The organism is Lysinibacillus sp. TE18511, from assembly GCF_054062295.1.
In genome coordinates, this window is the sequence record NZ_JBSSFD010000049.1 from 24609 (window position 1) to 34799 (window position 10191).

The window sequence follows — 10191 nt, forward strand, 5'->3', positions numbered from 1 at the left end:
GCAATAGTTGAATGGAAATAAATTTTTCTTTCATGCCGATTAGTTTAATAGATACTACCTTTTCAATGATGCTTAACTAATCCAATTTCTTAAAGCTTCAATCAATTGTCTTTGTAGTGCCTATACAATTGTGAAGCCTTTAAAAATAAACGTTCCTAATCAATATTTAAAGATATTTCGTAAAGAAAAGCATGCCTTATTTGATAAAAGCATGCTCTTTGTATATATTTTAGACTTATGCTGTTACTATCTCATCTTACTTCGTTCTAAGTAAACGAAGTGAATTGAGTATAACAATTAACGCAGCCCCTGTATCACTTAAAACTGCTAACCATAGAGTAAGCCATCCAGGGAAAATCAGCACTAACGCAATAACCTTAATGATAATTGAAAAGATAATGTTCTGCTTAATAATCATTAAAGCTTTTTTACTTAGTTTTATCGTATGTGGTAATTTATCAAGGTTATCGGCCATTAATACAATATCTGCAGTTTCCATGGCTGTATCAGTACCTATACCACCCATTGCAATGCCTAAATTTGCTGTTGCAAGTGCTGGGGCATCATTTATACCGTCTCCTACCATTGCGACTGTATAGCCTTCATTTTGGAGCTTCTGAATGGCACTCACTTTATCTTCCGGTAATAGATTTGCAAAGTAACGCCCAACATTTGCTTCAGCAGCTATCATTTTAGCAGCACCAACATTATCACCAGTTAACATTACTGTTTGATTAACACTGTTTTGCTTTAATAAATTTAAGGTTGAAACAGTTGAGGATCGAATCTTATCTGATACTGAAATAATACCTAAAATTTGTTTTTCTGTACCAATGATAACAACTGTTTTTCCGTGATTTTGCTTTTCATGTATACTTTGAATTAATTTATTTAATGGAACACCCAGCTCTTCGAAAAGCTTCACATTTCCAGCAAAGTAAATCGTATCTCCTATTTTTGCTTGAACGCCCTTCCCTACAATATTTTTGAAATCTGAACCCATTTTTTTCTCAATATTGCGTTCCACTACGTAATTAGTAATAGCTTTAGCAATGGGATGAGTGGAATATTCCTCTAATGTTAGTGCGAGGGATAGTAATTCTACTTCCGAAATCTCTTCGACTTTAACTTCTGATACTGTAGGTTTTCCTTCTGTTAATGTTCCGGTTTTATCAAAAGCAACGGCATCGATCTTCCCAGCAATTTCAAGGAATGTACCACCTTTGATAAGCACACCGTTTTTAGCTGCGTTCCCTATAGCTGAGACTATGGCTACTGGTGTTGATATAACTAATGCGCAAGGACAAGCAACGACTAATAGTTCAAGCCCTTTATAAAACCACTCGCCTGCTGTTCCAAAGCCGAGTATAGGTGGGATAATAATCAATGCTAATGCAGAGATAAACACTATAGGTGTATAGATACTTGCAAATTTATCAACAAATGCTTCTGTCGGTGCTTTTTTCTCTTGTGCTTCTTCTACCAGATGAATTATTTTAGCGATAGTAGTATCTGCAACTAGTTTTGTTACTTTTACTTCCAATGTGCCATGTTCATTAATCGTACCAGCATAAACAATATCACCAATTTGTTTATCTACGGGTATAGATTCACCCGTTATAGGGGCTTGATTAATACTTGACTCTCCCACTAAAATTTCACCATCTAATGGGATTTTTTCGCCTGGTTTAATAACAATGGTTTGGCCAAGTACAATTTCTTCAACAGCTTTCTTTTCAATAGCTGTACCTACTTTAACCCAAGCTTCTGGTGGAGCTAAATCCATTAAATTTGAGATTGAATCTCGAGTGCGTTCGATTGATTTTGTTTGTAGGTACGTACCTATAGCAAATAGCCAAACAACCGTCGCGCCTTCAAGCCATTCTCCTATCAGCATTGCACCTATTGCAGCACCAGACATTAGAACATTCATATCGAGCGCGCGGCTTTTAATTGCATAAAATGCACTACGTACAGGTTTATATCCACTAATAACTAGTGCAATCCCATAAAAAAGATTACTTAGCCATTCAGGGAGAGCTGTATATGATCCAATAAATCCTAATGCTATTAAAACTCCTGAAAAGATGATGATGTTGTTTTCAGTTTTCGACTGCTTTTGTTTTGTACTTGAGGATTTATTTTCTACAAGATAAGCTTTAAATCCAATTTTTGAGACTTCTGAAATAATTTTATCCGAAGGTCCATCGTGTTCAACTTTCATTTTTCCAGTAGAAAAATTGACGTTAGCTGATGAAACTGTTGGTAAACTCATTAAGTGCTTTTCAATACTTTTCGCACAGCTGCTGCAATCCATGCCAACTACATCATACGTTTTCACATGATTAATTTGTTGGATGGGCTCTGCAGTAAATCCTAATTTTTGTACAGTACGTTCAATAGGCAATAGTGCTTCAGAAGAATTAGCACTTACCTGCATTTTAGCAGTACTAAAATTCACTTGAACTGAACTAATATCAGGGAGAGTATTTAACCCCTTTTCTATCGTTTTCGCACAAGCGGCACAGTCCATTCCGAAAATTCGGTAAGACCTTTGAAATTTATCAGGTTCTTTTTGAATAGAGTTCATACGGTTTGCTAAAATATCTTCAAGTGGGATAAATGACTGTTTCGAGCCTCCACTACAACATGTACTGTTACTGTTATCAGTAGTTTTTGATGTTGGCGTTGAAGAACAACAACCCTTACCTATCTGCTCTGCATCAGAATTATGCTGATTTGAATCACAACAGCTCTTACTTGTCTGTTCACCTTTATCATTTTGGTGGTTTGAATCACAACAGTTCTTACTTATCTGGTCATCTTTACCATCATGACTATTTGAACTACAACATTTATCTGCCATCTCAATCCCTCTAATCTATATGATTTGCACAGCATGCAACATCGGAGTGAACATCTTCTAAAACAGTATCAAACATTTCAAGAAGTTCGCGGACTCGCTCATTTCTCAAGCTATAGTAGCAATACTTCCCTTCATTACGACCAACGATAATACCACAACCTTTTAAACAGGCTAAGTGTTGTGAGATGTTAGACTGATTGCCCCTTAATTCCTCAACGATTTGAGATACTGTCTTTTCCTTCTCTTTAATACACTCTAAAATTTGAAGTCTTACTTTATTAGAAAAACCATGTATTAATTTAATTTTTAAATCAAAATTATTTTCTGTCACAAAATCTCCTCCAATTCATATTAGACTTTGCTAATATGTTTTGTTATTATCATATTCGATATCACTAATATGTGTGTCAATCATATTAGCACTATCTAATATGTCTGTCAAAAATTTTAAAAATGATTGTATTGGAGGTCAAAATGATTAAGAAAATTTTTTTTACTGTTTTATTAATGAGCTTTTTATTTAGTAGTCAGATGGAAGCGCATACACCTATTGAAGATTCAAACCCTAGGGATGGAGAAGTAATTACAGAGGAATTACATGAGGTCTCGTTGATTTTTGGAACTAAAATTGAACAAACCAGCAAATTTGATGTATTTAATACAAATGGAGAAATGATTGAACAAGCAAATTTCACCATTCAGGACAATATTATGAAAGCTTCGTTTTATGAACCGTTGGAAAATGGATCCTATCAAGTAAAATGGTCGATTATTGGTGAAGATGGTCATCCGATTGAGGGAATCATTGCATTTACTGTTAATCAGGTAATCACGGAACAACAGAGCGAAGAAGTAGATGAATCTAAACAGCAAGAGAAAGAGGATATTGTCACAACAACGAATGAAACAAAAGAGAATAACCAAGTGAATACGCCTAGTTACCTACTTCCATCAATTATTGGCTTATTGGCTATCATCGCAATTGTAAGTATGTTTGTATTAATGCGGAGGAAAAAATAATAGTGATTTCTATTGCCATATTCAGTGAACCATTTTTATATCTATGTTTTTCAATATTAATTGGTAGCTTTTTGATACAGCTTATCCCAAGTACACATCGCCCAGATGTTTTTGTGAAAAAGGGTGTATTAATGACCGCAACAGCGGGTATTGCAATATTCTCATTTTTCCCAGTTTTACAAAATATTTTATATCTTTACAAAGATATTGGCTTTTTAAGCACACTCCAATCTGTCCTTTTAGGTTTTACAATCGGCAAGGCTTGGATTGTTACATCTCTCGTTTCCAACGTTTTATTTATTTATATTATTTGGTTTGATTATAGAAAACGACCTATTAATTCTTTGGTAAGCTTGATTTTAACATTAATTTTAATCTTAATCTTAGGTTGGTCGAGTCATGCCGCATCCATATATGACTGGCAAGGGTTTCTCATCCATTCAATACACTTCATAGCTATTTCCGTTTGGACAGGTGTATTAATTATAGTGAGTTGGTTCTCAACTGATTATTCCAATTGGTTAAAGTTTTTAAACTGGTTTTCACCAGTAGCAGCCTCTTGTTTTATTGTGACAATTGTAACTGGTTTATTATTAATGAACGTTGTGATTGATTATTCGGATTACGCAAATTCTTGGATATTACCCTATGGTCAATCTTTGTTAATTAAACATTTACTAATTATTCCACTAATTCTATATGCATTTATCAATAGTGTATTAATTAGAAGAAGTGTTGTTAAGAATCCAACTTTTAATCCGACTCCTTGGACGAAAGCCGAAAGTCTAGTTGTATTGTTAATTTTTTCTGCAACAGCTGTTTTAGGCCAACAAGAGCCACCACATGAGATAGAGATTACAATTGCATCATCGGGTATTTCAAGCTTATTTGACTTGTTTTACTCAGGTAACATAACAAAAGATTCAATTATTATTTTAGGATTTGACTTGTATGCTATTATTTTGTTTTTATTAGGAGCTTTCTTTTTAGTCCTTTCGGTTATGACATATATAAAACGTACACCTGCTTTTGTAGGTTTTACTATGAATGTACTAAGTGTGATTTCTTTATATTTAGCTTTAATGATGAGTATTCAATAAATTTTAAAAACCGAGGTAATTAATCATGAAAAAGAAAAATATGGGCGCAAAATTCGCCGTTGTTTTCACGTTACTGATTTTTGTTGGCGTTGCATTAATCGTCGTATTGAATCAAAAGAACGAACCTGTTACTGAGACAGTCGCTACGGAACCACCGTCAATAGAGGGTCAACCATTATATGGGGCACCTGATGCTCCTGTTACAATCGTTGAATTTGGGGATTTTAAATGTCCTTCATGTAAAGCTTGGGGTGAAACTATTTTCCCTAAACTAGTGGAGGATTATGTAGATCGTGGAGATGTTAATTTTGCCTATGTCAATGTTCCATTCCACGGACAAGAATCTATTTTAGCTGCTTTGGCTGCGGAATCTGTTTATAAACAAGACCCAAGTATATATTGGGATTTCCATAAGGCACTTTTCTCCTCTCAACCAGAAACAGCAAAGCATGATGAATTATGGGTAACAACCGAAAAACTATTAGAACTTACAAGCACTATGCCATCCATATCGCCGGAAAAATTAACACAAGACCTAGAACAAGAGCTGACAATGCCACAAGTGGAAACAGATACTGCTTTGTATAAAGAAAATGGAGTCGGTGTAACACCAACCATTATCATTGGCAATAAAAAAATTAGTGACCCATTTGATTATGAAGAAATTCAAAAAATATTAGAAGAAAAATTGAGTGCTGCAAATGAATAAAGTGATGAAAGAAAATTCCAAAGACATTTATCTACTTTACTTTGCATGGCTAGTCTCATTAGTTGCTACATTTGGCAGCTTATATTTTAGTGAAATTCGAGAATTTATCCCTTGTGAAAAGTGTTGGTATCAAAGAATTTTCATGTATCCACTTGTTTTTATTCTAGGAATTGCGATGTTTCAACGTGATGTAACCGTGAGAAAATTTGTTTTACCTCTCTCCATTATTGGAGGCTGTATATCACTTATTCACTATCTTGAACAGAAAATTCCAGGATTCGGTGGATTTAAGCCTTGTGTAAGTGGTGTACCATGTAATATCGAATATATTAACTGGTTTGGATTTGTAACGATTCCCTTTTTAGCATTAACGGCCTTTACACTCATTTCAATTAGTATGTTAGCTATGTCCCGAACTAAACGATGAAAGATGGGATGACATATTGAATAATACGTGGAACAAGATTATTTACAAAGTTGGCTCTTCTTTCTACGATAAATTTTTTAATACAGGTATTTTTTTTAAGACTAGAAAAAAGATTTTTCAAGAAGTACCTTTTCAAAGCAAACAAAAAATCTTATATGTAGGTATTGGTACTGGAGCTGATTTAGAATTTATAAACTATGTTGATTATGATATTACAGCAATTGATTATTCTCCTGATATGTTAGATAAAGCTAAAAGTAAATTCGAGCGAACTGCTATCAAATTTTTAGAAATGGATGCTCAAAAAATGGCTTTTGAGGATGAATCATTTGACTATATTGTAGCGAGTTTAATTCTCTCTGTCGTTCCTGATGAAACTAAATGCTTTGGAGAGATGATAAGAGTTTTAAAGAAGGATGGAAGAATTCTGATCTTTGATAAATTTGCTCCTAAAAATCAAAAAATAACCCTAACTAAAAAACTGTTAAGACCTTTTATAAGCATATTAGGAACCGATATTGGTCGAAGTTTTGAGGAATTGTTTAGCCAAAATGAACAAAGGCTCAAAATTATTATAGATGAACCTGTCATGTTAAGTGGAATGTATAGATTTATTGAAGTAATCAAAGTTTATTAGCTACTAAAAAAGTTTACTCATAAATAGGCATAGCTACAATAACACTAATTTGATTCCCTTTCTTTTCAATTACTGTTTCTGAAGAATACTAACTTATTGTTTAATGATCTTTTTAGATAGTTGAAAAAGTTTTACCTGAACTATATTTGTTGATAAATCATCGGCTAGAAATGCTCTCGCCAAATCCTATGTGGTTTCATTTACACTTCCTGAAACGGATTTTTCGCTAGTCTTGGACTCGGTTACTTTGGCAATATCGGTTAGCGTTACGCCTTTATAGCTAAAAATGTAAGTGGTGTATTGGAGATGGAGCATGGCGAGAATTTGAAGCTTATATATTTCGGTGAATGAGCTTTCACATAATATAGACAAGAGGGCAAAAGCTCTATTAGAAAATCTAGAGGACAAAACTTTGGCAAGACTTTTCTATCTGTCATAACTTCACTTTAAATAACAAAGAGCATATTTTTTATAATAAAACATGCTCTTTGTTATTTATTTTTTCGTCAGTGGTCGGTGTATTCATAAATTATAGTTTGACCTTAACCTCAGTACCGTCCTTAGCTTTGACATCTACTAGCACGATCCCCTTATAATTTTTCAGTTCCTTGACGATAGGCTTTAGCGTTTCTTTGTCTATTAGCGGAAAGGTAAAGTCCAGTTTTTTTCTTTCGAAGTGATCTTTTGTCCACTTGTTTACATTTTGCTGAATAAATTTTGAAGACAAAATTGAAATCACGATATTTAATAAAGCATATGGAATTGGGATGGTAAATCGAACGTCTTTTGCTTTCACTTTTACATGCATCATAAGCAAATCACTACTCAATGATGACCGAAACGGTATCCCCGTTCGCTGATTTAATATCAACAATTTGGCCATCTAATTCGTTTTCGATTGCTTCAATAAGAAGGTTTATGTCAATATCTTTCACGTATTTTTCCGATTGAGGAATACTCGCTGCGATGCTATGTCCAGCCATTAATACTGCCTTGACAAGTTTTATCGGCAAATTGACCATGACGTTATCATTTTCGGTTGATACCACACGGATTTTTAATGTTTTTTCTAAATATTTGGGCTTGTTACTTGTTTCTTCTTTCTCTTTTAACACTTGAATCAGTTCGGATCCCTGATCGGCATCAATCTTCCCATCTTGTATCATTGTTAACACTTTAGTAATTTCCTCGTTCATGATAAATTCCTCCCTATTCCTCTTTTAAGAGCTTAATGGCTTCTTCTGGTGTGATTTCGCCATTTTCCAACATGGTAACAACTTTTTTCTCGTCTACTTCATTTTTCTTCTTCTGCACATATCCAAGGGATGAAATGATGTCTGTTAGCTTGCCTCGAACCGTTGGATACGAGATTCCCAGTTCCTTTTCAACATCTTTAATATTCCCTCTGCATGTTAAAAATACTTCCACAAAATGAAGCTGATCCTTTGATAAGGATGCCAGTTTAGATAATTCAAACTCATTTTCAATCGTAGTGTGACAATGAGAGCACTGCAACTTTGTAATTTTCAATGTTTTACTGCAAACAGGACAATTTGTGATTACTTGATAAGCCATAATGAAATCCCTTCCTTCTAGTTAACTTGATTATACAACAAGGAATCGAAAACACAAATAATAAAACTTAAATTTTTTAATTAAAATAATTAATAATGTTAATTCACAAATTAATATTATTAATTATTCATTTTCATTATTCATTCGAGTATTCTATTTACCATGATGGTTGAAATTGTAGACATTCCTCTTGGTGAAAATCCTAGGAGCACGATTCCTTAGACTGTCACTTTAGGAATTATTTTGCACCATAAATAAATATAAAAAGTCCAATTTCCCAATATTAAAGGAAATTGGACTTTTATTAGTACTTCTGAATAGTACCCTATTCCGAAACTGTTTCAAGCCGTTAAAATCACCAAAACCCTCCATCTGAATGAATAATTTGTCCCGTAATCCATTCAGATTCATTACTTGCTAAAAAGACGATTAACTTTGCAGCATCTCTAGGTTCACCGAGTCGTCCCATCGGAAATTTCGGTAATAAGCCTTTCTTCAACTCACTGCTCATCCAGCCACTGTTAGTTGGTCCGGGATCCACAGCATTAACCGTAATGTTAAGCGGTGCCAACTCAAAAGCAACTGATTTAGTAAAAGTGGAAACGGCACCTTTTGTTGAAACATAAGCTAGGTTACCTGGTTCAGGTGATTTATCTTGACCTGACACCATATTGATAATTCGACCACCATGTTTGCCTTCAATTTGACGAGCAAACATGGCTGTCAAAAGACATGTTCCTCTAACATTCACTTTATAATGAGCATCGAGAATATCTGCATTTATGGAACGAAAATCGACATCAACAGAATGAGTTGCATTGTTCACAAGAATGGATGGTGTACCTATTTTCTCATGAACCTCATGAAGCAATTTCTTCGGTGCATCTGATTGTGACAGATCCAGTTCCATTGATTCACATTTCACTCCAAGGCTACGGATCTCCGCCATAAGATGTTGCGGCCAATCGGAATCATGATCAATATAATACTCCATCTGACGATCATACTTTGACCAATGGGTGAAAAAAATGTCTGCGCCTTCTTTGGCCAGTTCCCGACATATTGCAGTACCAATACCATTTACTCGACTAGCGCCAGTAACAATTGCAGTCTTGTTCATTAATCGTTTCATAAAAGCATCTCCTTATGGATACGCTGAACAAGGTCCTATTGGAGATGTAGACTACCAAACAAAAAAAGAATACCTAATAGGCATTCGCTCGGCGAGTTTATAGTACATGAACCCAGCAATCCTAAAATGGTGTAAATTAAAATGGAAAATTACCCCTCTTTTAAAGAAGGGGAATCAATTACTCCATACAATTTGATAGCCATTAAAGAATATCTCCCATTAAAGTCCATGCTTCTTTCGTACATCTCCATGTTTATATAGTATCGAAATTACCAATTTTAGTAAAGAAATCCCGAAGAACTACTTTGCAAATTACTTGCCGTTTGTTCACTAGGCCTTCCTTCATTTATTGCTGAACAAAGTGAACAGAGCTGTTCAAAGTTTCTTCCTTAGCAGAAGTTTACTTTTGAGACAGCTCCAGGTACTCTCTATATGTTACTTATTTTTTTCGGCTGGCATGGAATCTGTTACTTTTTCAGCTTTTGTCAGTTTGCCTTCTTTTTCAAGCTGAGCAATCAATTCATCTACTGTAATCCCTTTTTCTTTCGCCATTTCTTCCAAGTTAACTGGTTCACTGGAATTTGTGACTTCACTAGTATTGCTGGCCGTATCTGACTCAATCGTGCCTTCAGCTTTCGTAGATTCAGTTACATTAGCAGCTTTTGTTAGTTTGCCTTCTTTTTCAAGTTGAGCAATCAATTCGTCTACTGTAATCCCTTTTTCTT

Annotated in this window: 11 protein-coding genes and 1 pseudogene; 5 read left to right on the forward strand and 7 right to left on the reverse strand. The window is 34.6% G+C overall.

The genetic code is table 11. From position 1 onward, the window contains the following. Positions 1–256 precede the first annotated feature (256 nt). Positions 257–2866, reverse strand: coding sequence for a heavy metal translocating P-type ATPase (locus ACVWXS_RS22940; protein ID WP_456960302.1), 2610 nt, complete (start codon positions 2864–2866; stop codon positions 257–259). A 10-nt stretch (positions 2867–2876) separates the two neighbouring features. Continuing rightward, positions 2877–3197 carry an ArsR/SmtB family transcription factor gene (locus ACVWXS_RS22945; protein ID WP_456960303.1) on the reverse strand — a complete coding sequence of 107 codons (321 nt, stop codon included), beginning with the start codon at positions 3195–3197 and terminating at the stop codon, positions 2877–2879. 143 nt (positions 3198–3340) lie between these two features. Here ACVWXS_RS22945 and ACVWXS_RS22950 point away from each other — a divergent pair, with 143 nt between their 5' ends. Genes ACVWXS_RS22950 through ACVWXS_RS22970 form a run of 5 tightly spaced genes read left to right on the forward strand, consistent with a single transcriptional unit; the run spans position 3341 to position 6759 of the window. Beyond that, positions 3341–3886 (forward strand): copper resistance CopC family protein, encoded by a 546-nt coding sequence (locus ACVWXS_RS22950; protein ID WP_456960304.1) that lies wholly within the window; start codon positions 3341–3343, stop codon positions 3884–3886. A 2-nt stretch (positions 3887–3888) separates the two neighbouring features. Further along, positions 3889–4986: a copper resistance D family protein gene (locus tag ACVWXS_RS22955; RefSeq protein ID WP_456960305.1), complete on the forward strand. Its 1098-nt coding sequence runs from the start codon at positions 3889–3891 to the stop codon at positions 4984–4986. 25 nt (positions 4987–5011) lie between these two features. Beyond that, positions 5012–5695 carry a DsbA family protein gene (locus tag ACVWXS_RS22960; RefSeq protein ID WP_456960306.1) on the forward strand — a complete coding sequence of 228 codons (684 nt, stop codon included), beginning with the start codon at positions 5012–5014 and terminating at the stop codon, positions 5693–5695. Beyond that, a complete protein-coding gene (locus ACVWXS_RS22965; protein WP_456960307.1) occupies positions 5688–6122 on the forward strand; it encodes a disulfide oxidoreductase in 435 nt (144 codons plus the stop codon). Before ACVWXS_RS22960 ends, ACVWXS_RS22965 begins: the two co-directional genes overlap by 8 nt. Positions 6123–6138: 16 nt before the next feature. Continuing rightward, positions 6139–6759 (forward strand): class I SAM-dependent methyltransferase, encoded by a 621-nt coding sequence (locus tag ACVWXS_RS22970; RefSeq protein WP_456960308.1) that lies wholly within the window; start codon positions 6139–6141, stop codon positions 6757–6759. Between the two features lie 529 nt (positions 6760–7288). Here ACVWXS_RS22970 and ACVWXS_RS22975 read toward each other — a convergent pair. The 5 genes and pseudogenes from ACVWXS_RS22975 to ACVWXS_RS22995 all read right to left on the reverse strand — a co-directional run. Beyond that, positions 7289–7570, reverse strand: a complete 282-nt coding sequence (locus ACVWXS_RS22975; RefSeq protein ID WP_456960311.1) for a hypothetical protein — start codon at positions 7568–7570, stop codon at positions 7289–7291. A 10-nt stretch (positions 7571–7580) separates the two neighbouring features. Beyond that, positions 7581–7955 (reverse strand): SHOCT-like domain-containing protein, encoded by a 375-nt coding sequence (locus ACVWXS_RS22980; RefSeq protein ID WP_456960309.1) that lies wholly within the window; start codon positions 7953–7955, stop codon positions 7581–7583. Between the two features lie 13 nt (positions 7956–7968). After that, the gene (locus ACVWXS_RS22985; RefSeq protein WP_374966632.1) at positions 7969–8334 is read right to left on the reverse strand and encodes a DUF2089 domain-containing protein; all 366 of its coding nucleotides are present in this window, start codon (positions 8332–8334) and stop codon (positions 7969–7971) included. Positions 8335–8689: 355 nt separating this feature from the next. Beyond that, the gene (locus ACVWXS_RS22990) at positions 8690–9466 is read right to left on the reverse strand and encodes an SDR family oxidoreductase (protein WP_456960310.1); all 777 of its coding nucleotides are present in this window, start codon (positions 9464–9466) and stop codon (positions 8690–8692) included. 435 nt (positions 9467–9901) lie between these two features. Further along, positions 9902–10191 (reverse strand): annotated as a pseudogene (locus ACVWXS_RS22995) (hypothetical protein); the annotation flags it as partial.